The sequence below is a fragment of the Ruegeria sp. SAZD011 genome (assembly GCF_059612545.1).
On the sequence record NZ_JBXWQU010000041.1, the window covers coordinates 265,277 to 290,249 of the forward strand.

Annotated in this window: 25 protein-coding genes and 1 other RNA gene; 14 read left to right on the forward strand and 12 right to left on the reverse strand. The window is 64.2% G+C overall.

From position 1 onward, the window contains the following. Positions 1 to 197: 197 nt before the first annotated feature. The gene (locus tag AC2FLM_RS21865; protein WP_496859937.1) at positions 198 to 3,266 is read left to right on the forward strand and encodes an Rne/Rng family ribonuclease; all 3,069 of its coding nucleotides are present in this window, start codon (positions 198 to 200) and stop codon (positions 3,264 to 3,266) included. A gap of 34 nt (positions 3,267 to 3,300) precedes the next feature. Here AC2FLM_RS21865 and AC2FLM_RS21870 read toward each other — a convergent pair whose 3' ends face one another. After that, positions 3,301 to 3,534: a sulfurtransferase TusA family protein gene (locus AC2FLM_RS21870; protein WP_234136591.1), complete on the reverse strand. Its 234-nt coding sequence runs from the start codon at positions 3,532 to 3,534 to the stop codon at positions 3,301 to 3,303. Between the two features lie 125 nt (positions 3,535 to 3,659). Here AC2FLM_RS21870 and AC2FLM_RS21875 point away from each other — a divergent pair, with 125 nt between their 5' ends. The 4 genes from AC2FLM_RS21875 to AC2FLM_RS21890 all read left to right on the forward strand — a co-directional run bounded on the left by AC2FLM_RS21875 (position 3,660) and on the right by AC2FLM_RS21890 (position 8,097). Next, entirely contained in the window at positions 3,660 to 4,412 is a 753-nt protein-coding gene (locus AC2FLM_RS21875) for a cytochrome c biogenesis CcdA family protein (protein WP_234136592.1), read from the forward strand. Between the two features lie 153 nt (positions 4,413 to 4,565). Beyond that, complete coding sequence (locus AC2FLM_RS21880; RefSeq protein WP_496859938.1) at positions 4,566 to 5,798, forward strand: AtpZ/AtpI family protein; 1,233 nt, start codon at positions 4,566 to 4,568, stop codon at positions 5,796 to 5,798. Continuing rightward, a complete protein-coding gene (locus tag AC2FLM_RS21885; RefSeq protein ID WP_496859939.1) occupies positions 5,795 to 7,147 on the forward strand; it encodes a cytochrome P450 in 1,353 nt (450 codons plus the stop codon). The genes AC2FLM_RS21880 and AC2FLM_RS21885 overlap by 4 nt, the downstream gene beginning before the upstream one ends. A gap of 68 nt (positions 7,148 to 7,215) precedes the next feature. Further along, complete coding sequence (locus tag AC2FLM_RS21890) at positions 7,216 to 8,097, forward strand: fructose bisphosphate aldolase (RefSeq protein ID WP_496859940.1); 882 nt, start codon at positions 7,216 to 7,218, stop codon at positions 8,095 to 8,097. A 45-nt stretch (positions 8,098 to 8,142) separates the two neighbouring features. Here AC2FLM_RS21890 and AC2FLM_RS21895 read toward each other — a convergent pair whose 3' ends face one another. From AC2FLM_RS21895 to fumC, 4 genes are read right to left on the reverse strand one after another with little or no spacing between them, the layout of a single operon-like run. Continuing rightward, positions 8,143 to 8,748, reverse strand: a complete 606-nt coding sequence (locus AC2FLM_RS21895; protein WP_496859941.1) for a DNA-3-methyladenine glycosylase I — start codon at positions 8,746 to 8,748, stop codon at positions 8,143 to 8,145. A gap of 30 nt (positions 8,749 to 8,778) precedes the next feature. Beyond that, on the reverse strand, positions 8,779 to 9,000 hold the full coding sequence (locus AC2FLM_RS21900) for a ribbon-helix-helix domain-containing protein (RefSeq protein WP_496859942.1): 222 nt from the start codon (positions 8,998 to 9,000) through the stop codon (positions 8,779 to 8,781). After that, the gene (locus AC2FLM_RS21905) at positions 8,997 to 9,173 is read right to left on the reverse strand and encodes a DUF4169 family protein (RefSeq protein ID WP_496859943.1); all 177 of its coding nucleotides are present in this window, start codon (positions 9,171 to 9,173) and stop codon (positions 8,997 to 8,999) included. Before AC2FLM_RS21905 ends, AC2FLM_RS21900 begins: the two co-directional genes overlap by 4 nt. After that, complete coding sequence (gene fumC, locus AC2FLM_RS21910) at positions 9,173 to 10,567, reverse strand: class II fumarate hydratase (protein ID WP_496859944.1); 1,395 nt, start codon at positions 10,565 to 10,567, stop codon at positions 9,173 to 9,175. The genes AC2FLM_RS21905 and fumC overlap by 1 nt, the downstream gene beginning before the upstream one ends. Positions 10,568 to 10,730: 163 nt before the next feature. Here fumC and AC2FLM_RS21915 point away from each other — a divergent pair, with 163 nt between their 5' ends. After that, positions 10,731 to 11,288, forward strand: coding sequence for a hypothetical protein (locus AC2FLM_RS21915; protein ID WP_234144069.1), 558 nt, complete (start codon positions 10,731 to 10,733; stop codon positions 11,286 to 11,288). 64 nt (positions 11,289 to 11,352) lie between these two features. Here the strand turns inward: AC2FLM_RS21915 and AC2FLM_RS21920 are convergent, their stop codons facing one another. From AC2FLM_RS21920 to AC2FLM_RS21945, 6 genes are all read right to left on the reverse strand, one after another. Continuing rightward, entirely contained in the window at positions 11,353 to 11,808 is a 456-nt protein-coding gene (locus AC2FLM_RS21920; protein WP_234218128.1) for an SspB family protein, read from the reverse strand. Between the two features lie 89 nt (positions 11,809 to 11,897). Next, the gene (gene chrA / locus AC2FLM_RS21925) at positions 11,898 to 13,190 is read right to left on the reverse strand and encodes a chromate efflux transporter (RefSeq protein WP_496859945.1); all 1,293 of its coding nucleotides are present in this window, start codon (positions 13,188 to 13,190) and stop codon (positions 11,898 to 11,900) included. A gap of 121 nt (positions 13,191 to 13,311) precedes the next feature. Next, entirely contained in the window at positions 13,312 to 13,743 is a 432-nt protein-coding gene (locus AC2FLM_RS21930; RefSeq protein ID WP_496859946.1) for an ester cyclase, read from the reverse strand. A 101-nt stretch (positions 13,744 to 13,844) separates the two neighbouring features. Next, positions 13,845 to 14,193, reverse strand: a transfer-messenger RNA (tmRNA) gene (gene ssrA / locus AC2FLM_RS21935). Between the two features lie 113 nt (positions 14,194 to 14,306). Next, positions 14,307 to 14,537 (reverse strand): aspartate aminotransferase, encoded by a 231-nt coding sequence (locus tag AC2FLM_RS21940; protein ID WP_234136603.1) that lies wholly within the window; start codon positions 14,535 to 14,537, stop codon positions 14,307 to 14,309. A gap of 34 nt (positions 14,538 to 14,571) precedes the next feature. Beyond that, on the reverse strand, positions 14,572 to 15,306 hold the full coding sequence (locus tag AC2FLM_RS21945) for a FadR/GntR family transcriptional regulator (RefSeq protein WP_496859947.1): 735 nt from the start codon (positions 15,304 to 15,306) through the stop codon (positions 14,572 to 14,574). Positions 15,307 to 15,526: 220 nt separating this feature from the next. On the opposite strand from AC2FLM_RS21945, the gene AC2FLM_RS21950 reads away from it, so the two are divergent. Continuing rightward, positions 15,527 to 16,621 (forward strand): dimethylsulfoniopropionate demethylase, encoded by a 1,095-nt coding sequence (locus tag AC2FLM_RS21950; protein WP_496859948.1) that lies wholly within the window; start codon positions 15,527 to 15,529, stop codon positions 16,619 to 16,621. A gap of 89 nt (positions 16,622 to 16,710) precedes the next feature. Next, positions 16,711 to 17,703, forward strand: a complete 993-nt coding sequence (acuI, locus tag AC2FLM_RS21955) for an acryloyl-CoA reductase (protein WP_234136606.1) — start codon at positions 16,711 to 16,713, stop codon at positions 17,701 to 17,703. A gap of 53 nt (positions 17,704 to 17,756) precedes the next feature. On the opposite strand, the gene AC2FLM_RS21960 is transcribed toward acuI, so the two are convergent. Then, positions 17,757 to 18,140, reverse strand: a complete 384-nt coding sequence (locus AC2FLM_RS21960; protein ID WP_234183412.1) for a VOC family protein — start codon at positions 18,138 to 18,140, stop codon at positions 17,757 to 17,759. A gap of 128 nt (positions 18,141 to 18,268) precedes the next feature. On the opposite strand from AC2FLM_RS21960, the gene AC2FLM_RS21965 reads away from it, so the two are divergent. From AC2FLM_RS21965 to AC2FLM_RS21990, 6 genes are all read left to right on the forward strand, one after another. Further along, a complete protein-coding gene (locus AC2FLM_RS21965) occupies positions 18,269 to 19,492 on the forward strand; it encodes an aminotransferase class V-fold PLP-dependent enzyme (RefSeq protein ID WP_496859949.1) in 1,224 nt (407 codons plus the stop codon). A gap of 49 nt (positions 19,493 to 19,541) precedes the next feature. Beyond that, on the forward strand, positions 19,542 to 20,987 hold the full coding sequence (locus AC2FLM_RS21970; RefSeq protein WP_496859950.1) for a cryptochrome/photolyase family protein: 1,446 nt from the start codon (positions 19,542 to 19,544) through the stop codon (positions 20,985 to 20,987). 50 nt (positions 20,988 to 21,037) lie between these two features. Continuing rightward, on the forward strand, positions 21,038 to 22,252 hold the full coding sequence (locus AC2FLM_RS21975) for a class I SAM-dependent methyltransferase (protein ID WP_496859951.1): 1,215 nt from the start codon (positions 21,038 to 21,040) through the stop codon (positions 22,250 to 22,252). Between the two features lie 12 nt (positions 22,253 to 22,264). Next, positions 22,265 to 22,705 carry a TrgA family protein gene (locus AC2FLM_RS21980; protein WP_496859952.1) on the forward strand — a complete coding sequence of 147 codons (441 nt, stop codon included), beginning with the start codon at positions 22,265 to 22,267 and terminating at the stop codon, positions 22,703 to 22,705. A 31-nt stretch (positions 22,706 to 22,736) separates the two neighbouring features. Next, a complete protein-coding gene (locus AC2FLM_RS21985; protein WP_496859953.1) occupies positions 22,737 to 23,852 on the forward strand; it encodes an NUDIX domain-containing protein in 1,116 nt (371 codons plus the stop codon). 84 nt (positions 23,853 to 23,936) lie between these two features. Then, on the forward strand, positions 23,937 to 24,971 hold the full coding sequence (locus tag AC2FLM_RS21990; protein ID WP_234136613.1) for a cysteine synthase A: 1,035 nt from the start codon (positions 23,937 to 23,939) through the stop codon (positions 24,969 to 24,971). Positions 24,972 to 24,973: the final 2 nt, after the last annotated feature.

Sequence of the window (24,973 nt, forward strand, 5' to 3'; positions counted from 1 at the left end):
GGGAAACGCCCGACCTGTCGGAGAAGAACCGCGATGACGCGCGCGCAACTTTCGAGTGGACGAGCAGAGGGGCAAAACGCCGATCTCTGCCGCGCGGCGTCTCATATCGCCCTGACAAGACACCCGCCAAATCGTAGCCCCCTTAGGACGGTTCTGCCGCCCGGGAGGTTGCGCATTGCGCGGTGCACCAAGGAAACATGGCAAAGAAGATGCTCATTGATGCCACCCACGCGGAGGAAACCCGCGTCGTGGTGGTCGACGGCAACAAGGTCGAGGAATTCGATTTTGAGTCCGAAAACAAACGCCAGCTAGCTGGTAATATCTATCTGGCAAAGGTCACGCGGGTCGAGCCCTCGCTTCAGGCGGCTTTTGTCGACTATGGCGGAAACCGGCACGGGTTCCTCGCCTTTTCGGAAATCCATCCCGATTACTATCAGATCCCCGTCGCCGACCGGCAGGCGCTGATGGAGGAAGAACGCGCCTATGCCGAGGCGCAGAAGGCGCGCGACGAGGATGAAGAGGGCGGCAAGCCGCGCCCGAAGCCCAAGCGTAGCCGCAGCCGGTCGCGCAGCAAGGCCGAAAGCCTGCGATCCTCGGACCCGGTCGAAACCATGGACGTGACTGAACCCGAGATCAGCGGCATGGAGACGATCGACCTCGACGAGGGCGATGACCGCGACATGTTCGAAGTGCCCGAGGGCAGCTCGCCGATGGAACGCGTGGCCGACACCCCGGTCGAAGAGCCCGAGGACGTCGCCGAGGCAGCCACCGATCAGGCGGCGGAAGAAGCCGAAGAGGCGACCGCCGATGCGCCCGGGGAGACCCCCGAAGCAAAGGCGGAGGTCACCGAGGATCTGGACGACGCGACCGAAGACGACGATGGCGATGACGACGGCGACGACGATCACGATGTCGAGGACACGCCGCGCCCCCGTCGCGGCAAGGCCGATGCCGCCTCCAAGGATGACAGCATCGAATCCATCGCCGAAGAGGACGATGCCGAGGATCTGCGCCCGGTCCGCAAGCCGCGCGCGCGCAAATACAAGATCCAGGAAGTGATCAAGGTGCGCCAGGTGATGCTGGTGCAGGTCGTCAAGGAAGAGCGCGGCAACAAGGGCGCGGCGCTGACCACCTATCTCAGCCTCGCGGGCCGCTATTGCGTCCTGATGCCCAACACCGCGCGCGGTGGCGGCATCAGCCGCAAGATCACCAACGCAGTCGACCGCAAGAAGCTGAAAGAGATCGCCGCCGAGATGGACGTGCCCCAGGGCGCGGGCCTGATCGTGCGCACCGCGGGCGCCAAGCGCACCAAGGCCGAGATCAAGCGCGACTATGAATACCTTCAGCGCATGTGGGAGCAGATCCGCGAACTGACGCTGAAATCCATCGCGCCCGCCAAGATCTATGAAGAAGGCGACCTGATCAAACGCTCGATCCGCGACCTTTACAACCGCGATATCGACGAAGTTCTGGTCGAGGGCGAAGGCGGCTACCGCATCGCCAAGGACTTCATGAAGATGATCATGCCCAGCCACGCCAAGAACGTGCAGCGGTACGAGGATCAGTTGCCGCTGTTCGCGCGCTTCCAGGTGGAAAGCTATCTGAACTCGATGTTCAACCCGACGGTGCAGTTGAAATCCGGCGGCTATATCGTGATTGGCGTGACCGAGGCGCTGGTGGCGATCGACGTGAACTCTGGCCGCGCCACCAAGGAAGGCTCGATCGAGGAAACCGCGCTCAAGACCAATCTCGAGGCCGCCGAAGAGGTGGCCCGCCAGTTGCGCCTGCGCGACCTGGCCGGTCTGATCGTGATCGACTTCATCGACATGGACGAGCGCAAGAACAACGCCGCCGTCGAAAAGCGCCTGAAGGACAAGCTGAAATCCGACCGCGCCCGCATCCAGGTGGGCCGGATCTCGGGCTTTGGCCTGCTCGAGATGAGCCGCCAGCGCCTGCGCCCCGGCATGATCGAGGCCACGACCCAGCCGTGCCCCTCGTGCCACGGCACCGGCCTGATCCGCTCGGACGACAACATGGCGCTGAGCATCCTGCGCCAGATCGAGGAGGAAGGCACCCGCCGCCGCTCGCGCGAGGTGCTGGTGCGCTGCCCGGTGGGCATTGCCAACTATCTGATGAACCAGAAACGCGAGCATATCGCGCAGATCGAGGCGCGCTATGGTCTGAGTGTGCGGATCGAGGGCGACGCGCATCTGGTCAGCCCCGATTTCAGCCTCGAGAAGTTCAAGACCGCTACCCGCGCGGTGCCGCAGGCCCAGGCGCCCGTGGTCTCGGTCGACTCGCGGCTGATGGATCAGGTCGACGCCGACGAGGCCGCCGAGGACGAGGACGAGGCAGACGAACCCCGGACCGAGAAACCGGCCGAGAACGATGGCGACGGCAAGCCCAAGCGCAAGCGGCGGCGGAGGCGGCGGCGCAAGAGCGGTGGCAATGGCGGCGAGGATGGCGCCAACGACACCGACGCCAACGACAGCGACGGCAACGACACCGACGGCAATGATGATGCGGGTGACGATTCCGCCTCGGATGCGCGCGAAGACGCGCGCGAAGCCGAGCCGGCTGCCGAGGCAGAACCCGCAGCCGAGACCGAGAGCACCGAAAGCGACGCGGAGGCGGCTCCGGCCAAAACCCCGCGCAAGCGAACCCGCACGCGCAAGAAACCGGTCAAGGCTGAAGCGGCTGCTGAAGCAGCCAGCGACGAGGTGGTGAGCGAAGAGGCCTCCGCCGATTCTGCAGCCGAGACTGTGGTTGCGGCCGAGGCCGAGGCTGAGGCGGCACCGGTGAAGAAGACGTCGAAGCCGCGTAAACCGAGCAGCCGCAGCAAGAAGGCCAAAACCACAACCGAGCCTGTCGCAGCCGATGCATTGGCAGAGCCCGTTGCCGAGGCCGAACCTGTCGCGGCGGATGCCGCCGCTGGCATGACCGAAAGTCCTGCCGAGGCAGAGACAGCTCCGGTCGAAGCGGCGCAGGTCGAAGCACCCGCCGAGGCGGCCAAGGCTGAGGGAGAGGCCGAGCCGGTGATGCCCGTCGAGGTCGCTGCAGGTCAGGCCGAGGTGACTGCCGAGGAGATCGCTCAACCCGCCGAGGAAACGCCTGCGACGCAGGCGGAGCCGGACGCGGAGCCCGCGCCGGAACTGGCGCAGGCAGAGGAACAACCCAAGCCGGAACTGGCGGTGGCCGAGGCCGAGCCGGAACCCGACAGTCCGGCCAAGCCGAAGCGGCGCGGCTGGTGGTCGCTGGGACAGTAACCAAAAAGGCGGGCCCCTCAGGGACCCGCCTTTTTCATTCCGCGCGGCGGATCAGGTAAATCTGGTGATCGACGGCGTCCTCCTGACCGATCAGCACATGACCGGCTTCGGCGCAGAAATGCGGTACGTCCACCACCGCAGCTGGATCGTCCGCCAAGAGCCGCAGCACCGCACCGGGTGCCATGGATTTCAGCCGCTTGCGGGCCTTGAGTACGGGCAGGGGGCAGAGCAGCCCCAGCGCGTCGAGTGTCTGGGTTTCTTCGGTCATGTCCCGCAGATACGCCCGGGCCGCACGCCTGTCCAGCGCCGGGCACATCCCCGAAACGAAAGGACCACGAGGATGTGACCGCATGAACCCGTGACGTTGCCCGCCCGATCACCTATGTGCAGGTCATGTTTGGAATAGAGATCATCGACGCGGGGCTTTTACCCGCCATGTTCGTGGCGCTCCTTGGTGGGATCGTCAGCTTTCTCAGCCCCTGTGTGTTGCCCATCGTGCCGCCCTATCTGGCCTATATGAGCGGGGTGAGCCTGGGCGAGATCCAGGACCAGGCCGCCGCCCGGCGCAAGGCGACGCTGGCGGCACTGTTCTTTGTGCTTGGCCTGTCGACCGTCTTTCTGCTGTTGGGCTTCACCGCCTCGGCCTTTGGCGCCTTTGTACTGTCGAATCAGGAACTCTTCGCCAAGGTTTCGGGCGTGGTGGTCATCGTCTTTGGCCTGCACTTTCTGAGTGTCTTTCGCATTCCGCTGCTGGATCGCGAGGCGCGGATGCAGACCGGCGATGCAGGCGGTTCGGTTTTTGGCGCCTATGTGCTGGGTCTGGCCTTTGCCTTTGGCTGGACCCCCTGTATCGGGCCGCAGCTGGGTGCGATCCTGTCGCTGGCGGCGTCCGAGGCCTCGGTGGCGCGCGGCACGCTGTTGCTGGGTGTCTACGCGGCGGGGCTGGGGGTGCCGTTTCTGCTGGCGGCGATGTTCCTCAGCCGCTCGATGGCGGTGATGAACCGGATCAAGCCGCATATGGGGCTGATCGAAAAGGTGATGGGCGGGCTGTTGCTGTTTGTCGGCATCATGCTGGTCACGGGCCTCTTCACCCAGTTCAGCTGGTGGCTGCTGGAAACCTTTCCGGCGCTGGCGGTGCTGGGCTGAGCAGGGCCGGGGGGCTGTCTGCCCCCCGCCGCCGGGCCCTTGGCCCGCCGCCCCCCCGAGAGTATTTCGAACCAGAAAGAAGCAGGCGGTGCCATCGCTTGGGCTTAATCTTGCCCCAGTGATCGGCTAGGCTTGGCCCAAAGAGGTCGAGCCATGAGCAGTGTTCCATCCGCAGGTCAGGTGCGCCGACGCCGGGTGTTCTATATCCCCGGCTATGACCCGATTCATCCCCGCCGGTATCGCGAGCTCTATCGCAAGGAAAGCGCCGAGCAGGCGCGGATCTCGGGCTATTCCGTCACGCTGAAGCCCAAGACCACCAAGGGCCCTTATGGCTGGCATGTCAGTTCCGAACAGGAGGGTGTGGCGGTCGCTGCGGATGTGGAGGTGCTGGTCTGGTCCGATATCGTGCGCGGCAGCATGTCGAACACGATCCCGGCCACCTATGCGCAACTGGCGCGCACCGCCTGGACCTATATCGCCTCGGGCGTGTTGTGGCGGCTGATGCGGCTCAGGAAAGGGCCGGTGATCGCCGCGCTTTACCCGGTGGGGATGTTGCTGGCGCAGTTGCTGGCGGCACTGCTGCTGGTCTGGCTGGGTTGGCGGCTGGGCGGGCTGACCGGCCTGCCATGGGTCGCGTTGATCGGTTTTGTGCTGGGGCTGGCGGCGGGCGTCTACCTGTTGCGCTGGTTTCGATCCAAGGACGGCACCTTCTTTGCCTATTACCTGATGCATGATTATGCCTATTCGGCGCGCTGGCGCGGTGCCAACCCGCCCGAGCTGGAGGCGCGCATCGGTGAATTCGCCGACCGGATCGCCGAGGCCCTGTCGGGGGAGGCCGACGAGGTGCTGGTGGTCGGCCACTCCTCGGGTGCGCATGTGGGCGTGTCGGTACTGGCCGATCTGATCCGCGCGGGCAGGGTGCCCGCGGACGGTCCGACGCTGGGGTTTCTGACCCTCGGGCAGGTGGTGCCGATGGTCTCGTTCCTGCCCGAGGCGCAGCGGCTGCGCGCCGATCTGCACTTTCTCTGCACCCGGGATGAGCTGACCTGGGTCGATGTCTCGGCCCCGGGCGACGGCTGTGCCTTTGCGCTGTGCGATCCGGTGGCGGTCAGCGGGGTTGCCCCGGCGAGGGGCAAGCGCTGGCCGCTGGTGCTGTCGGCGGCCTTTACCCAGACGCTGAGCCCGGCCCGCTGGGCCGAGCTGCGCTGGCGCTTTTTCCGACTGCATTTCCAGTATCTCTGCGCCTTTGACCGGGTGGGGGATTACGACTATTTCCGCATCACCGCCGGGCCGCAGACGCTGGCGGCGCGCTTTCGCGACCGGGCGCCGTCGAAATCGCGGATCGACCGGGCGGTCAGCAAATATACCAACATGGGCGCCGCATGATACCGCCCAAACCCCCCGCGCGCCCGGACAAGGTCTCGCTCTGGCGGTATCTGAAACTGTTCCGTCAGGATCTGTTGTCGGCGCAGCCCGCGCGGTTGTACCGCGCCTGGATGGCCGAGTTCCGAACGCCCTTCTTTCGCTCGTATCTGGTGAACCAGCCTGACCTGGTGGACACGGTGCTGAAAGGGCGGCCCGACGATTTCCCCAAGTCGAACCGCATCAGCGAGGGGTTGCGGCCGCTGTTAGGCAATTCGGTCTTTCTGACCAATGGCGCGACCTGGAAACGCCAGCGGCGCATCATCGACCCGGCCTTCGAAGGCGGGCGCCTGCGCGATACCTTTCCTGCCATGTGGGCGGCCTCCGAGGCGGCGGTGAACCGGCTGGCGGCACAGGCCGGGCAGGAGACCGAGATCGAAGAGGTCACCAGCCACGCGGCGGCGGACGTGATCTTCCGCACCCTGTTCTCGATCCCGATCGAGCACGAGGTAGCGGCGCAGGTGTTCACCCGGTTCCGGGCCTATCAGCGGGCGCAGCCCTTGCTTAATCTGGCGGCCTTTGTGCCGGTGCCGCGCTGGGTGCCCCGGTTCCATTCGCGCGAAACCCGGCGCAATGCGGCCGTGATCCGGGGGCTGATCCGGCAGCTGACAGACACCCGGATGGACGAAATTCGCGCCGGCACCGCACCCGACGACCTGGCCACCAAGATCATGACCACCACCGATCCGCAGACGGGCGACCGGTTCGACACCGACGAGATGGTCGATCAGGTGGCGATCTTTTTCCTGGCCGGGCACGAAACCAGCGCCTCGGCACTTGCCTGGACGCTATACCTGATGGCGCTTTACCCCGACTGGCAGGACAAGCTGGCCGAGGAGGCGCGGGCGCTGGACGGTGCGGCGGATTTTAGCGTGATGTCGAAACTGCGCCTCAGCCGCGATGTGTTCCGCGAGGCGCTGCGCCTGTACCCGCCTGTGCCGATGATGGTGCGCGAGACGACCTGCCCCGAGCGGTTCCGTGACCGGGATGTGCCCAAGGGCGCGCAGATCGTGCTCAGCCCCTGGCACCTGCACCGGCACGAACGCCTGTGGGAGCGGCCGGATGACTTCGACCCGGCCCGCTGGCAGACCGAGAATGGCAAGACCTGCCAGCGCAGCGCCTATATGCCGTTTTCGGCCGGGTCGCGTGTTTGCACCGGGGCCGGGTTTGCCATGGTCGAGGGGCCGCTGATCCTGTCGATGCTGCTCAGCCGGTTCCGGTTCGAGCGGGTTGCGGGGCGCGACCCGGTTCCGGTGGCGCATTTGACCGTCCGGGCGGCAGATGGCATCTGGCTGCGCGTGGTTGAGCGCTAACATCCTACCATCCGCGTTTGCCATACTGTATGCGGTGCCAAGCGGAATCATTTAGACGGGAAAGACTTATGTCCAAGGCACAAATGCGCGAACAGATGGCAAATGGCGCGGGCTTTATTGCGGCCCTGGATCAGAGCGGCGGCTCGACCCCCAAGGCGCTGGCGCTTTATGGTGTGGACGCGGCGCAATACGGCTCCGAGGAAGAGATGTTCGCCGAGATCCAGCGCATGCGCGCCCGGATCATCCTGGCCGACGATTTCACCAGCAAGAAGGTGATTGGCGCTATCCTGTTCGAACGTACCCTGGGCGAGAGCATCGAGGGTCGTGGCGTGGCCGATTACCTGTGGAACGTCAAAGGTGTCGTGCCCTTCCTCAAGATCGACAAGGGTCTCGAAGACGAGGCCAACGGCGTGCAGTTGATGAAGCCGATCCCGGGCCTGGCCGCGACCCTGGCCAAGGCGACAGGCGTATTCGGCACCAAGGAACGCTCGGTCATTCACGAGGCCAATGCCGAAGGCATCGCCGCGGTGGTGGCACAGCAGTTCGACGTGGCGCGCGAAGTCATCGCCGCCGGCATGGTGCCGATTGTCGAGCCCGAGGTGAACATCCACTCGACCACCAAGTCTCAGGCCGAAGAGATGCTGAAGGAGGAAATCCTGAAACATCTCGACACCCTGGATGAGGGGCAGGACGTGATGCTGAAACTGACCATTCCCAGCACGGCCAACCTGTATGACGCGCTGGCCGATCATCCCCGCGTGGTGCGGGTGGTGGCGCTGTCGGGTGGCTATTCCACCGATCAGGCCTGCGACCTGCTGAGCCGGAACGGCAAGATGATCGCATCCTTCTCGCGCGCGCTGACCGAAGGCCTGTCGAAGCAGCAGTCGGATGCCGAGTTCAACGCGGCCCTGGGCGGCAATATCGACAAGATCTATCGCGCCTCGCTGTAAATCCGGCGCTGATTAGAGACCGGGCCGCGATATCGCGGCCCGTTTTCATTTGGGCGGCGTGAATTCGGCCCGCATCCGCGCCGCCTTGTCCCGCATGACGCAGCCGCGCGCGTGATCGTTGACCAGCCCCATTGCCTGCATGAAGGCAAACACCGTGGTAGGGCCCACGAATTTCCAGCCGCGTTTCTTCAAATCCTTCGACATCGCGGTCGAGGCGGGGATGATGCTGGCCGTCTGCGGCTCGGGCAGGTCGGAGGACGCAGGTTCATAGGACCAGACATAGGCGGCCAGACTGCCATGTTCGGCCAGCAGATCACCCATGCGACGGGCATTGTTGATCACCGCTTCGATCTTGCCGCGATGGCGGATGATGCCGGCATCGCCCAGTAGCCGGGTGATATCCGTATCGTCATAGGTGGCGATGCGGGTCCAGTCGAACCCGTCGAACGCGGCGCGGAAATTCTCGCGCTTGGCCAGGATGGTGCGCCAACTGAGGCCGGACTGAAAGCTCTCAAGGCAGAGCTTTTCGAACAGGCGGCGGTCGTCACCTACCGGATAGCCCCATTCGCGGTCGTGATAGTCGAAGAATTCCGGCGCCGCATTGCACCAGCGACAGCGCGGCTGTCCGTCGGGGCCGGGGATGGTGCTCATATTGTCTCCTTTGCTGTGGTGGAGTGCGGCTTACCCCTTGCGGCGATACCATGTCAGCACATAGACGCGGATGGCCGAGGCAAGGCCGGTCTCGGGGTCGCGCGTCGCATCAATGTCGCCCGCCAGAACATTGATCGGTATATCCTTTTCCTTTGCAATCTCGCGAAAGGCTCGCCAGAACGCATCCTCGAGCGAGACCGAGGTGCGGTGCCCCCGCAGCGTCAGCGAGCGTTTGACGGGGCGGCCGCTCATTCCTCGACCTCGTGGCCGTCGTGATCGCGCCGGGCCTTGTCGGCGCGGGCGCGGTCCAGCTGTCTGTCGGCCTTGCTGCGGCCGAATTTCACGGCATTCTCGTCCGCACGCGCCTTTTTCGCGGCGCGCGCCTTCTGTTTGCGGAACTGGTTGAGGTTGACCGGCTTGCCCATCAGTCGCGCGGCCCGATCATCTGGTCGGGGCGCACCACCCGGTCAAAGGTCTCGCCGTCGACAAAGCCCAGCCGCACCGCCTCTTCACGCAGGGTGGTGCCGTTCTTGTGCGCGGTCTTGGCGACCGTGGTGGCGTTGTCATAGCCGATGGTGGGGGCCAGCGCGGTGACCAGCATCAGGCTTTCGCGCATCAACTGGTCGATTCGGGCGGTGTTGGCGCGGATGCCCAGCAGCATCCGTTGCGTGAAACTGTCCGCCGCATCCCCCAGAAGTTGCATGGATTGCAACAGGTTATAGGCCATCATTGGGTTATAGACATTCAGTTCGAAATGCCCCTGCGAGCCTGCGAACTTGATCGCCGCGTCATTGCCCATCACATGGGCGGCGACCTGGGTCAGCGCCTCGGCCTGGGTCGGGTTGACCTTGCCCGGCATGATCGAGCTGCCCGGTTCGTTTTCGGGCAGGATCAATTCCCCCAGCCCCGAGCGGGGACCAGAGCCCAGAAAGCGGATGTCGTTTGCGATCTTGTAGGAACTGCCCGCCACCGTCGCCAGCGCGCCGGACAGAAAGACCATCGCGTCATGGGCGGCGAGCGCCTCGAACTTGTTGGGCGCGGTGACCAGCGGCAGGCCGGTGATCTCGGCCATGTTGGCGGCCACCGCCTCGGCCCAGCCCGCGCTTGTATTCAGGCCGGTGCCCACGGCGGTGCCGCCCTGGGCCAGTTCATGGATGCCGGGCAAGGCGCTCTCGATCCGGGCCAGCCCCATGCGGATCTGGTGGGCATAGCCCGAAAACTCCTGTCCCAGGGTCAGCGGCGTCGCATCCTGCGTATGGGTGCGGCCGGTCTTGATGATACCCTTGAATTCCTCGGCCTTCTGCTCGAGCCCGGCCAGCAGGGCGCGCAGCCCCGGCAGCAGCACGTCGCGCGCGGTCATTGCCACCGCCACATGCATCGCGGTGGGAAAGGTGTCGTTCGAGGATTGCCCCATGTTCACATGGTCGTTCGGATGCACCGGGTCCTTGCTGCCCAGTGTGCCGCCCAGCAATTCGATGGCGCGGTTGGCGATCACCTCGTTGGCGTTCATGTTCGATTGCGTGCCCGAGCCGGTCTGCCACACCACCAGCGGGAAATGGTCGTCCAACTGACCTGCGATGACTTCGCCCGCAGCGGCGATGATCGCATCGGCCAGTTCCGGCGCCAGCGCCCCTGTTTCCCTGTTGCGCCGGGCGCAGGCCTGTTTCACCACGCCCAGCGCGCGGATGATGGCGATCGGCTGACGCTCCCACCCGATGGGGAAATTCTGGATCGAGCGCTGGGTCTGCGCGCCCCAATACCTGTCGGCGGGTACCTCCAGCGGGCCAAAACTGTCGGTCTCGGTGCGGGTCGCGGTCATCTGCATCTCCATCTGGTGGCCTTGTTCCGTCAAAGATAGGGTTTGACGCGGGCAAGGTATAGCGCGGCGGCGATCAAATCCGAGAGGGAGGTGAACTCGTTCATTGTTCCGCCGCGCGCGGCCTGTAATATGTTCGTGAAACCCCAGTACAAAGGAGCGTCCGATGCCTGCCATCTCTCTGTCCGCCCTGACACGTCCGGTTCTGGCGCTGGCATTGCTGGTGTCGCTGCTTCTGGTTCCCGACGCCTTTGCCGGAGAGGCGGCCCGCTTTGTCGGCACCTATCAGGGCAGTGCCGAGCTTCAGCGCGCCGATGGCACGACCGAAATGCGCGATATGGACGTGATGATCGAGGAAACCAAGGACGGGTTCACCGTCAGCTGGTCAACCACCATCCAGAAACCGGACGGTCGTATCAAGGAAAGCGACTATTCGGTCGATTTCCTGCCCAGCACCCGCGATGGAGTCTATGCCGCCGCGATGCGGCGCAATGTGTTCGGCCACACCGTGCAACTCGACCCGATGAAGGGAGAGCCCTATGTCTGGGGCCGCATCGCGGGCGATACGCTGACGGTGTTCTCGCTGTTTGTCGCCGATGACGGCGGATACGAGATGCAGCAATTCGACCGAACCCTTGCCGAGGGCGGGCTGATCCTGAATTTCTCGCGCGTCAAGAACGGTCGCCCAGCCAAGTCGGTCGAGACATTCTTGCAGAAACAATAGCCCGGTTTCGCAACGCCTGCCGCATTCTTGCAAGGATGGCGGGCGTTTGGGATGCGATCGCGGATCAGGGTTTGCGGAAACTGTCCAGCGACACCACCTCGGCATCGGGTTTGGGCGCGTCGGGTTCTTCCTCGACCTCGATATCGTCGTCGTCATCCTCGTCGAAATCCGGGCTTTCGAAACGCAGGCCGAATTCCACCGACGGATCGACAAAGGTGCGAATCGCGTCATAGGGGATGTAGAGGGGTTCCGGCGAGTCGCCGAAATTGAGCGTGATGGCGAACCCGTCCTCGCCCACGTCGAGATTCTCGTACCAATGCTGCATCACGATGGTCATTTCGCCCGGATAGCGATCGGCCAGCCAGTCTGCCAGCTGAACCCCCTCGTACCGGGTATCGAATGTGATGAAGAAGTGATGCGCGCCCGGCAGGCCATGCTGTGCCACATCCGCCAGAACCGTCTTGATCAGGCCGCGCATCGCGGTGTGCATCAGGTTGCCGTAGTCGATGTCTCGCGACATGTAGTGTCCCCATTCCGTCTTGAAGCTCAGCATAGGGGATTCGGCTGGAAACAAAAGAGATCCCGGGCGCATTTCGCAGTTAGGGCGCGTCAGAGGAAATGGCTGCCAGCGCCGGCCAGCGCCAGCAGCAGCACGGTCTCGCCCATACCTCTGCGCAGCGGGATCATCCAGACCGCAGCCAGGGCCACCAGCGACAGGGCCAGCGGGTCCAGGCTGGTCCAGTCCGGCAGGGGCAGAGCGACCGGTCCTGCGCGCAGCTCCGAGATCTCGGTGAACAGGACATGCAAGGCGAACCAGAGCGACAGGTTCAGGATAACGCCAACCACAGCCGCAGTTATCGCGGCCAGCGCAGCCGCGGGGCGGGGACGTCCGGCGATATGGTCAAGGTAGGGCGCGGCGGTGAAAATCCAGAGGAAACAAGGGACAAAGGTCGCCCAGAGTGCAACCAGACCCGCGGCGACAGCCAGTGCCGGACCGCCGGCCAGATGGGCGCTCAGCATGGCCACGAACTGGGTGACGAGGATCAGCGGGCCAGGGGTGGTTTCGGCCAGCCCAAGCGCGTCGATCATCTGGGCGGTGGTGATCCAGTGGTATTGGTCGACCACAGTCTGTGTCATGTAGGCCAGTACGGCATAGGCGCCGCCAAAGGTTACCACGGCGAGCCGGGCCATGAACCAGCCGATATCGGCCAGCAGCGGCGGACCCGAGAGGTCCAACAGAACAAGCGGGACAAGCCAGAGCGCCAGCAAGGTCGCGGCGATGCGGAAGGGCGGAGGCGGCAGGACGGATTTGCCGGCGACGCCCGGCTTGGTCCCAAGAAAACCCCAGAGCGCCGCTGCGGCGACGATCAGTGGAAACGGCAGCGACAAGGCGAAGATCGCCGAGAAGGCGAGCCCTGCGAGGATCCATGCCGCCTGTGAGGTCAGCGCCCGCGCCGCCAGTTTGCGCAAGGCTTCGATGACGATGACGATGACTGCCGCCTTGACGCCCAGAAACCCGGCCTGCACCACAGGCACGGTGCCGATCTGCACATAGACCGCCACCAGCGCGGCGATCACCAGCGCGCCGGGCAGCACAAACAACGCTCCCGCCAGCAGGCCGCCCGTCACCCCGCGCAGACGCCAGCCGGCATAGGTGGCCAGTTGCATGGCTTCGGGGCCGGGCAGCAGCATGCAGAGCGACAATGCGCGCAGAAAGGTCTGCTCGTCCAGCCAGGCGCGGGCCCCGACCAGTTCGCGATGCATCAGAGCGATCTGCGCCGCCGGTCCGCCAAAGGAGAGCAGGCCGATGCGGCCAAAGACACGGGTCAACTGGGCAAGCGAAGGCGGCGGGCGCATCCCGGATGTCGCGGCCTCTCCGCCTTGCGCGTCAGATGCCGTCATGCCAGCGCCCCCTTCGCCATCCCGCCAAGTGCAGAGTGCGGAGCAACCCGGATCGGGAGCTTGCAGCGCTGCGGCCTCTCGCTATCGCGTCGGAGGGCGGGGCGTCAATGCCGCGGCGCGGTCACGCCCATTCCAGCCGCTGGCCCGTCATGCAGATGGGCAGGGTATCGGCCGGCATCTGCCCCAACTGTTCGAACAGCGAGATCAGGTCGAACTGGTTGTATGCCTCGACGATCTTGCCGTCCTTGTAACGGGCCATCACCTGACCCGTGACCTCGATCGGGGCGCCATTGTCGGCGCGCGAGGTATGCACATGCAGGATCGCCGACAGCCAGTCGCCGTTTTCGATCGTCTTGGGGATGTCCACCCGGATATTGCCCAGGTGATAGCGAAAGGCCGAAACGAATTCGCGGAAATCGTCGGCGCCCACCTGCATCTCGGGGATCAGACCCTCGGCCATCGTGTCGCCGGCAAAGAAATCATCGATCGCATCGACATCGCCTTGTTCCCAAACCCGGGCATACCATTCCTTCAACAACTCGGACTTGTTCATCTGAGCCTCCATCGTCGCTGTCTTCACAATGGGCCCGATTGGTGAACGAATGCTGAATGGCGTCGATGAAACGGTCATTAAAAACATACTTATTGAGAGAAAGTGCAGGTTTCTGTTGCCAGGTACCTGCGAACCCCGCCTTACGCTGCTAGGCGCAAGGGCTTAGATTTCGGTGTTTCGGACTGCTTACGCAGCCAGAGCGACCGGAGCACGATTGTCGTTGGCAATTATGCTTTACGGACCGATAACGGTGGTACCCCGCCGAGACAAAGCTAACCCCTTTAGACGTCCGTCGATCCTGTTTCGGCCCCAAGGTCCCCCAACGAGGGTATCTGGTGGAGCCGCCGGGTACCGCCCCCGGGTCCGATCCGCTTATTACGAGCGCGTTTATGTCCATAGTTCCCGAGGGAACGGCTTGAATATAGTCGCTCCAGCAGCGGTTGCAACGGCAACCGACATCCTGCGAGGATGTCGGCCTGTTTTCCTGCAAGGAAAACAGGCTGGCGGGGCGCGTCCGGAAATCCTCGCAGGATTTCCGCCCGTTTTCCGCGCCGGAAAACGGCTCAGACAAGGCGGCGGATCGGGGCGCTGTTGCAGAAGATGATGACCTGTTCGCGGTTCTGCACCGCCTGAAAACCACGCTGGCGGACTTCTTCCAGGAACCGTTTCATACCGACATATCGTTCGATATCGCGGGTCTTGCGGCGGATCACCTGACCATGGGTGACGGCCTTGCAGTCAAAGACATCCCGGAGCCAGATTTCGGGGGAGAATGGGCTGGTTGAGGCGAACATGCCCCGAACTTGCCCGGCAAGGGTAAATGCGCGGTTAAGACCGCGCCGCCGCGCGGGCCGCCATGACATCATCCTTGAGCGACATCGTATAGTGCATCAGCTCTGCCAGCGCGGTGTCGGCCTGCGCCGCATCCCGTGCGTCGATCGCCTCGGCGATCCGTGCGTGCAACGCCACGATGGTTCCGCGCGAACGGGCAGTAAAGGTGATCATGTTCATCAGCGGCTGCATCGCCTCGACCGCGCCGGCCAGGTGATAGGATAGCACCGGATTGGCGGCCGCATCGACCAGCGCACGGTGAAAGGCCACGTCCGAAGCACAGAACGCCTCGTCGCTGAGCTCGGGTGCGCCTTGCCGCCGAATCTCGGCCCGCATCGCGGCCAGATGCGTGTCGCCGCGCCGTTCGACAGCCAGGGGCGCACAGGCGCGCTCCAGCGCGAACCGCGCCTCGCAGGCGGTGTCGAAACTGACCGCGTTCATCGACAGAAGCAGGGTCAAGGTGGTGATCTGCTGCGCCTGCGCATCCTCGAAACTCAGCCGGTTCACGAAAGCGCCGCCAAAGGCGCCGCGCTGGGTCCGGATCAGCGATTGCGCCGCCAGTCGTTTGAGTGCCTCGCGCACCGTAGGACGAGACACCTGGAACTGTTCGGCCAGTTCCGCCTCGGATGGCAGGCGCTCGTCCACGATCAACGCGCCCGAGACGATCGCATCCTTGATCGCCTGGGCGATCTGAACCGGAAGATCGGTGGCGCTGTTGGGGTCTATCCGCATGTTCAGGGCCCTGAAACTCGAGAAAGCCGGCGCGGCGCCGACAAGAAATCATTTGTCTGACATTTAAAAGTCTGACATTTAGACCCTAGGACGTGAGTCGGTCGAGGGCAAGAGCCGGAATCGAGTTCCGCGGCGAGGGCGAACCGGCAGATCACCGCTGCGCCACGACATGCGCTCTTGTTTGGCCCACGTCCATGAACGCTCATCTGGAGGTCTGAGCATGGCAAGCATTTTCCCGTCCCGTCGGGTCCGGCGCACTCCCTTTTCGTCTGGTGTCGAGGCGGCTGGTGTCAAAGGTTATACCGTCTATAATCACATGCTGCTGCCCACGGTGTTCGAGAGTCTGCAAGCGGACTGCGCGCATCTGAAGCAGCATGTGCAGGTTTGGGATGTGGCCTGCGAACGGCAGGTCAGCATCAAGGGACCCGATGCGCTGCGGCTGATGAAGCTGATCAGCCCGCGTGACATGGATCGGATGGCCGATGATCAGTGCTATTACGTGCCGACGGTCGATCATCGCGGCGGCATGCTGAACGACCCGGTGGCGGTGAAACTGGCCGTCGATCATTACTGGCTGTCGCTGGCTGACGGAGATCTGCTGCAATTTGCGCTGGGGATCGCCATCGCCCGCGGCTTTGATGTCGAGATCGAGGAGCCCGATGTGTCGCCGCTGGCCGTCCAGGGGCCCAAGGCGGACGATCTGATGGCGCGGGTCTTTGGCGATGCGGTGCGCGATATCCGCTTTTTCCGCTACAAACGGCTGGCCTTTCAGGGGGTCGAGCTGGTGGTGGCGCGCTCTGGCTGGTCGAAACAGGGCGGCTTCGAGATCTATGTAGAGGGGTCGGAACTGGGCATGCCGCTCTGGAACGCGCTGTTCGCGGCGGGCGAGGACCTGAACGTGCGCGCGGGTTGCCCCAACAACATCGAACGTGTCGAAAGCGGGCTGTTGAGCTATGGCAACGACATGACCCGCGAGAATACGCCCTATGAATGCGGCCTGGGCAAGTTCTGCAACTCGCCCGAGGACTATATCGGCAAGGCCGCTCTGGCCGAACAGGCCAAGAATGGACCGGCACGCCAGATCCGGGCGCTGGTGATCGGTGGCGATATTCCGCCCTGTCAGGATGCCTGGCCGCTACTGGCCGATGGTCGCCGGGTGGGGCAGGTGGGGTCTGCGATTCATTCCCCTGAATTCGGCGTGAATGTCGCGATCGGCATGGTGGATCGCAGCCACTGGGCGCCCGGCAGCACGATGGAGGTGGAGACACCCGACGGCATGCGGCCGGTTACGGTGCGCGAGGGGTTCTGGCGTTAGAAGGGGGCGCTGCCCCCGCCGCGGCAGGCCGCGGCTCCCCCGGGATATTTTTGGCAAGAGGAAAGCTCCTCTGGGAAGGAAGTGATCAGATGTTCAATGCTTTGGTGGTCGACAAGGACGAAGAGAGCGGCAAGACACAGGCCGCAGTCAAGCAATTGTCGCTGGCGGATTTGCCCGAAGGCGAGGTGACAGTGGCGGTGGAATATTCCACGGTCAACTACAAGGACGGTCTGTGCATCGGGCCGGGGGGCGGTCTGGTGCGCAAGTATCCGCATGTGCCGGGGATCGATTTTGCCGGTACGGTCGAAGCCTCGTCCGATGCGCGCTATCAGCCCGGTGACAAGGTGGTGCTGACCGGCTGGCGTGTTGGTGAGGCCCATTGGGGCGGTTACAGCCAGAAGGCCAATGTGCGCGCCGACTGGCTGGTGCCGCTGCCCGAGGGGCTGGATACCCGTCGGGCGATGGCCGTGGGCACCGCCGGTTTCACCGCGATGCTGGCGGTGATGGCGCTGGAGGATCACGGCCTGACACCGGGTCACGGGCCGGTTCTGGTGACCGGCGCCGCGGGCGGTGTCGGCTCTGTCGCGACTGCGATCCTGGCTCATCTCGGCTATGAGGTGGCCGGGGTCACCGGGCGGCCCGAGACCGCCGATTACCTGAAATCGCTGGGTGCCACCCAGATCGTGGCGCGTGAAGAGATCAACGAGACCGTGAAACGCCCGCTGGAATCCGAGACATGGGCGGGCTGTGTCGACGCGGTCGGCGGTGCCATGCTGGCGCGGGTGCTGGGCCAGATGAAATACGGCGCCTCGGTTGCTTCGGTCGGTCTGGCCGGGGGCGCGGGCCTGCCTGCCACGGTGATCCCGTTCCTGTTGCGCGGGGTCAACCTGTTGGGCATCGACTCGGTCATGCAGCCTTATGACAACCGGGTTCGGGCCTGGGAGCGGATCGCCCGCGATCTGCCGATGGACAAGCTGGAGGCGATGATCCAGCCCGCCACCCTGTCCGATCTGCCTCAGCTGGGGGCCGATATCCTCAAGGGGCAGGTCAAGGGGCGCGTGGTCGTCGACGTCAACGCCTGATCCGGTATGAATGACATGAGGCCCCCGGAGACATTTCCGGGGGCCTCTCCTTGTCAGGCAGCGGCGGTTTCGAAGAAGCCCACCGAATTGCCGTCGAGGTCCTTGGCGTAAAAGAACCGCCCGGCCGGGAGCGGGATGGCGGGCGAGAGCACCTCGCCACCGGCTTCGGTCACGCGGGCCATGGTCTGTTCCAGCGCACCCTGGGCCGCAAGGTGCAGGGTCGGGCCGCGCCCGTCACCCGCGGGTTTTCCGGGATAAAGATGCAGGGCCACGCCGGTTTCGGTATTGGCGGGTTTGAACACGGCCATCGGGTTCGGGCCGCTGGTGTCGATCGTCAGTTCGGCGCCGGTGACGGTCTGATAGAACGCCAGGCTGCGCTCCATGTCGGTCACGGGCAGTTCGCCCCAGACCAGGAAATGCGCGGGTTTGTAGCTCATCGTCTTACCTCATTGTTTGCGATGAGGGCTATATCACCCGGCGTGTTGACAAATCCTGTCATCAGCGGAGTGGCTTGACCCCGCCCCAATCGGAAGGCATCCATTTGCCAGCAGAAAAGAGGGTCAAGATGGCGCTGGATATCGACTTTGTCCGCAAGCAGTTTCCCGCATTTGCCGAGCCGTCGCTGAACGGTCAGGCGTTTTTCGAAAACGCGGGCGGGTCCTATACCTGTCAGCCGGTGATCGACCGGCTGACCCGGTTCTATACCCAGCGCAAGGTACAGCCCTATGCGCCCTACGAGGCAAGCCGGCTGGGTGGTGCCGAGATGGAAGAGGCACGCACGCGCATGGCCGCGATCCTGGGGGTCGAAACTGACGAATTGAGCTTTGGCCCCTCGACCACCCAGAACACCTATGTTCTGGCGCAGGCGTTCCGGCAATGGATGCAGCCGGGCGAGGCGATCATCGTCACCAATCAGGATCACGAGGCCAATTCCGGCCCCTGGCGGCGGCTGGCCGAGGCGGGGATCGAGGTGCGCGAATGGCAGATCGACCCGGAAACCGGCCATCTCAACCCCGAGGATCTGGAGGATCTGCTGGACGAGACCGTGCGGCTGGTCTGTTTCCCCCATTGCTCCAACGTGGTGGGCGAGATCAACCCGGTGACCGAGATCACCGCCATCGCCCATGCCGCCGGGGCCTTTGTCTGTGTCGACGGGGTGTCCTATGCACCGCATGGTTTTCCCAATGTCGGAGAGCTGGGGCCCGATATCTATCTGTTCTCGGCCTACAAGACCTATGGCCCGCATCAGGGACTGATGGTGATCCGCCGCCCGTTGGGCGAGCTGTTGCCCAATCAGGGGCATTATTTCAACGCCGGGGTATTGTACAAACGGTTCACCCCCGCAGGACCCGATCACGCGCAGGTGGCGGCCTGTGCGGGCATGGCCGATTATATCGACCAGCTGGCGGCCCATCACGGGGTTGCCGAGACCGATGCTGCGGCGCGTGGGGCGGCGGTGCATGACCTGATGCGTGCGCATGAGGTGGCGCTGCTGCAACCGCTGCTCGATGCGGTGTCGGCGCGCAATTCGGTGCGCCTGCTTGGCCCGGACCGGGCCGAGAGGCGGGCACCGACCGTGGCGCTGGCGCTGAACCGCCCGGCGGAGCCGGTGGCGGCGGACCTGGCGCAATACGGCATCATGGCGGGGGGCGGCGATTTCTATGCGGTGCGCCCATTGGGGGCGATGGGGGTCGATCCGGCGCAGGGTGTGCTGCGGCTCAGCTTTACCCATTACACCAGCAAGGACGAGATCGCGCAGCTGATCGAGGCGCTCGACCGGGTGTTGTGATCCGGGAACGCCTTCGTCTCGTAACACCTTTGATGAGACGGAGATTTGCGTGACCGATACCCGACCGATCCTGTACTGGCTGCGGCGCGATCTGCGCCTTGCCGATCATCCCGGCCTGACCGCCGCCGCAGCCAGCGGGCGCCCGGTGATTGCGGTGTTCATCCATGACCAGACGGTGTCGGAACTGGGAGCGGCACCTGCGTTCCGGCTGGGCCTGGGGCTGGAACGGTTTGGTGCCACGCTGGGCGAGATCGGCAGCCGGCTGATCCTGCGGCGCGGCCCGGCGCTGGAGGTCTTGCAGGCGCTGATTGCCGAGACCGGCGCGGGGTCTGTCTGGTGGACCCGCGACTATACCCCCCAGGCCATCACCCGTGACAGCGCGGTCAAGGCGGCGCTGAAACAGGCGGGGATCGAGGCACGCTCGTTTGGCGGCGCGCTGCTGTTCGAACCCTGGACGGTAGAGACCGGCACCGGCGGTTATTACAAGGTTTACACACCATTCTGGCGGGCGGTCAGCCAGCGCGAGGTTGCCGTGCCCGATGCGGCGCCCGCGCGCCTGCGGGCGCCAGCGTCATGGCCGGGATCCGATGCGCTGTCCGACTGGCGGCTGGATGCGCCGATGCGCCGGGGCGCGGCGGTGGTCGCGGCGCATCAGGCGCCTGGAGAGGCGGCGGCGCTGGAGCGTCTGGACCGGTTCGTCGAAACAGGGATCGGCGGCTATGCCAAATGTCGCGACCTTCCCGCTGGTGAGGGCACCTCGACCCTGTCGGATGCGCTCAGCCTTGGCGAGATCGGGCCGCGCACCCTTTGGCATCGCGCGACCGAGGCAGCACGGCAGGGCGCCGCCGGGGCCGAGACCTGGATGAAGCAACTGGTCTGGCGCGATTTTGCCTATAACCTGATGTATCACACACCGCATCTGCTGAGCGACAACTGGCGTCCGGGCTGGGACGCGTTTCCGTGGAGTACCGAGCGAACCGATCCCGGCTTTGTCGCCTGGACGCGCGGGCGCACCGGTATACCGCTGGTCGATGCCGCCATGCGCGAGATGTATGTGACCGGGCGCATGCACAACCGCGCCCGGATGATCGCCGCAAGTTACCTGACCAAGCATCTGATGATACACTGGAAACTGGGGATGGACTGGTTTGCCGATTGCCTGACCGACTGGGATCCGGCGGCCAATGCGATGGGCTGGCAATGGGTGGCGGGCTGCGGGCCGGATGCCGCGCCCTATTTCCGCATCTTCAACCCCGAGACTCAAGGAAAGAAGTTCGATGCCGATGGCTGCTATCGCAAGCGCTGGATCGCCGAGGGGCAGACGCACCCGCCCAAGACCGCGCTTGCCTATTTCGACGCGGTGCCCATGCATTGGGGGCTGCGGCCCGATGCGGCCTATCCGGCGCCGGTGGTGACACTGAATATGGGGAGAAAACGGGCACTTGCGACCTATTCCGACGCCTTTCAGCGGGAGGCTGACGGAAAACTTGCCTGAGTCGGCATCGCGTCCTAACCTGTCGATCGAACCGCAACGGGGAGGGGCGGATGATCCTGACGTCAACAGAGGGGCAGCAGGGCCTGCCCAGATATTTTCCTCAGGTAATGCAGATGCTTGCCAGTATGGAGGCTGGTCGGCTCGACATTGCCTTGCCGGATGGGCGGGTGTTCCGGTCCGAGGGGGCCGAACCCGGTCCGGTGGCCCGGGTCGATATCCACGATACCGATGTCTTTGCCCGGCTGATCCGCGAGGGTGAACTGGGCTTTTCCGACGCCTATCTGGAGCAGGAATGGAGCACGCCGGACCTGCGCGCCTTCATGGATCTGGTGCATCAGGGCAACGAGACCGTCTATGACGGGTTTACCGGCCAGTTCCTGGCCCGCGCCTATGAGCGCCTTCGGTTCTGGCTGCAACGCAACCATCGCAAACAGGCCAAGAAGAACATCTCGTACCACTATGATCTGGGCAATGAGTTCTACGGGCTCTGGCTGGACGAGACGATGACCTATTCCAGCGCCCTGTTCGAGACCGGGCAGGAAAGTCTGGAAAAGGCGCAGGAGGCAAAATATGCCAGCCTGCTGGACGAGATGGGCGCGCAGCCAGGTGATCACATCCTTGAAATCGGCTGTGGCTGGGGCGGCTTCGCCGAATATGCCGCACGTGAGCGCGGGATGCGGGTGACCGGCCTGACGATCAGTCAGGAGCAGATCAAATTTGCGCGCGAGCGTATTGAAAAAGCAGGACTTTCCGAACAGGTAGAGTTCAAGTTGCAGGATTACCGCGACGAGCGTGGCAGCTATGACGGGATTGCCTCGATCGAGATGTTCGAGGCCGTGGGTGAGAAATATTGGCCGGTCTATTTCGACGCGGTGCGCGCGCGTTTGAAGCCGGGCAAGCGGGCGACGTTGCAGATAATCACCGTGGCCGACCGGCGGTGGGAGATCTACCGAAACGGCGTCGATTTCATCCAGAAATACATCTTTCCCGGCGGCATGCTGCCAGCACCGCGTATCCTGCGCGAGCAGGTGGCGAGGGCGGGGCTGGATTTCGTGCAATCCAAGGAGTTCGGCAAAAGTTATGACCTGACGCTCAGACGCTGGTACGAGACCTTCAACGACAAATGGGATCAGGTGGCGGAACTCGGCTTTGACGACCGGTTCCGGCGGATGTGGAATTTCTACCTCACGTCCTGTGGAGCGGCCTTTGACACCGGCACCTGCGATGTGACACAGATGACGGTGGCACGTCCGAACCACAGCTGAGACCGATCTCCCATGCCTACAGCCGCTCGCCTAGTCGCCGCCCTTTGCCTGGCCCTGCTGGCATTTGTCGTGTCCGAACAGGTCAAGCCGCAACTGCCCGAGGGAACCGATTTCGGCTATTTCAACTGGGTCAATTCCGGGTTGGGCGTGCTGTGCGGCTGGATCGTAATGGGGCCGCGCGCCGGGCGCGGCTTTGTCGGCGGCATCAACAACGGGCTGACCGGGGTTGGGGCGCTGCTGTTCTGGGGTCTGCTTGTGCACGGCGCTTATGAAATGTTCCGGTTGGCCATGCGCAATCGCTATGACGGCCCGTTCGACGCGGTACTGGCAATTTTCGAAGAGGGGGTCGAATTCGGAACCGCCCTGCTGGTGCCGCATATTTTGATAACTCTGTTGATTGGGGCGGTCTTGTCCGGCCTGGCCACCGATATTGCCTGGAAACGGTGGCGCTGACTTCATTTTCATCGAAGGATAGAGACATCCCGTGAGTGATTTGTTCTTTTATGGCACGCTGCGCCACGCGCCGCTGCTGAAACTTGTTCTGGGAGAGGCCGATCCCCTGCCGGATATCATGGCGGCCAGCCTGGCCGATCACGCGGTATTCGGCGTGCAGGATCAGCCCTTTCCGATGATACAGGCAAGGCCGGGGGCGCAGGCCGAAGGGCTGTTCGTGCGGGGCCTGACACCGCTGCAGCTGGACCGGCTGAATTTCTACGAGGGCGGTTTCGACTACGACCTGCGCCATGTCGAGATCACGCTTGCGGACGGGTCCCATGCCAGCGCGCAGGTCTTCTTTCCGCAACAGGGGCTCTGGACGCCTGACACACCGTGGCAGCTGGAAGACTGGATCGCGCAATGGGGGCCGCTCAGCCTGCATGCGGCGGCCGAGGTGATGGATTTCCATGGCCGCCTGACCCCGGAGCAGATCTCTCGCAGTTTTCCGGCGATCCGGCTGCGCGCGGCGGCGCGGCTGGCGGCGGCGGCGCGCCCGGCCGACCCTGACCGCGATCTTGCACGCGACGTCGTGGTCGAGCGCCATGAACGGGCCTATGTGAACTATTTTGGCCTGGACGAACTGGATCTGCGCTTTCGCCGTAACGATGGCACGATGAGCGAGTTGCTGAACCGTGGCGCGCTGGTCACCGGGCAGGTGGCCATCGTGTTGCCTTATGATCCGCTGCGCGACCGGGTTCTGCTGGTCGAACAGTTCCGCGTGCCGGTCTACATGATCGGTGATCCCGCCCCGTGGATGCTGGAGGCGGTTGCCGGCATGATCGACCCGGGCGAAACCCCGGAACAGGCGGCCGAGCGTGAGTTGCTGGAAGAGGCGCATTTGACCGCGCATCGTCTGGAACCGGCGGGCAGGGCCTATTCCTCATGCGGGTCGTCGACGCAATTCGCCCATCTCTTCGTCGCTTTGGCCGATATTTCCGAGGTAACCGACAGTGGCGGGCTGGAGAGCGAGGGCGAGGATATCCGCACCCATATCCTGACCTTTGACGCGCTGATGGAGCTGATCGACACCCAGCGGATCAAGGATCTTGGCCTGGTGGCGGTGGCCAACTGGCTGGCCCGGCATCGCGACCGACTGCGTGGCTGATCGCGCCCGCGCGCCGTTCCTCGCTTGAGGTCGGGGGCGCGCAGGGCTACATCGGGTGCAACAGGACAAGTTTGTGAGGGCGACATGCGCATTGCACGCGATCTGGCCGAGGCCGTTGGACATACCCCGCTGATCCGGCTGCGCCGGGTCAGCGAAGAGACCGGGTGCGAGATCTACGGCAAGGCCGAATTCATGAATCCGGGCCAGTCGGTCAAGGATCGCGCCGCGCTCTACATCATCCGCGACGCCATCGCGCGCGGTGAATTGCAGCCGGGCGGCACGATTGTCGAGGGCACCGCCGGAAACACCGGAATCGGCCTGGCGCTGGTTGGTGCCTCGATGGGGTTCAAGACCGTCATCGTGATCCCCGAGACCCAGTCCGAGGAAAAAAAGGACATGCTGCGCCTTGCGGGGGCCGAACTGGTGCAGGTGCCCGCCGCGCCCTATCGCAATCCCAACAACTTCGTGCGTTATTCCGAGCGACTGGCGCGCGAACTGGCCAAGACCGAACCCAATGGCGCCATCTGGGCCAACCAGTTCGACAATATTGCCAACCGGCAGGCGCATGTGGAAACCACCGGTCCCGAAATCTGGGAACAGACCGACGGCAAGGTCGACGGGTTTGTCGCGGCGGTGGGCTCGGGCGGTACGCTTGCGGGCGTGGCCGAGGCGTTGCAACCCAAGGGGGTCAAGATCGCGCTGGCCGACCCGATGGGGGCGGGACTTTACAGCTATTACACCACCGGTGAACTGGCGATGGAGGGCGGCTCGATCGCCGAAGGCATCGGTCAGGTGCGGATCACCCGGAACCTCGAAGGGTTCAAACCCGATTTCGCCTATCAGGTGCCCGATGCCGAGGCGCTGCCCTATATCTTTGACCTGCTGCGCCAGGAAGGGCTGGTCATGGGCGGCTCGACCGCGATCAATATCGCCGGCGCGGTGCGCATGGCGCGCGAGATGGGGCCGGGGCATACTATCGTCACCATGCTGTGCGACTATGGAACCCGTTACCAGTCCAAGCTGTTCAACCCGGATTTCCTGCGTGAGAAAAACCTGCCCGTGCCCGACTGGATGACCCGCGCGCCCAGTTCGATCCCTGGCGTGTTCGAGGACGTCTGACA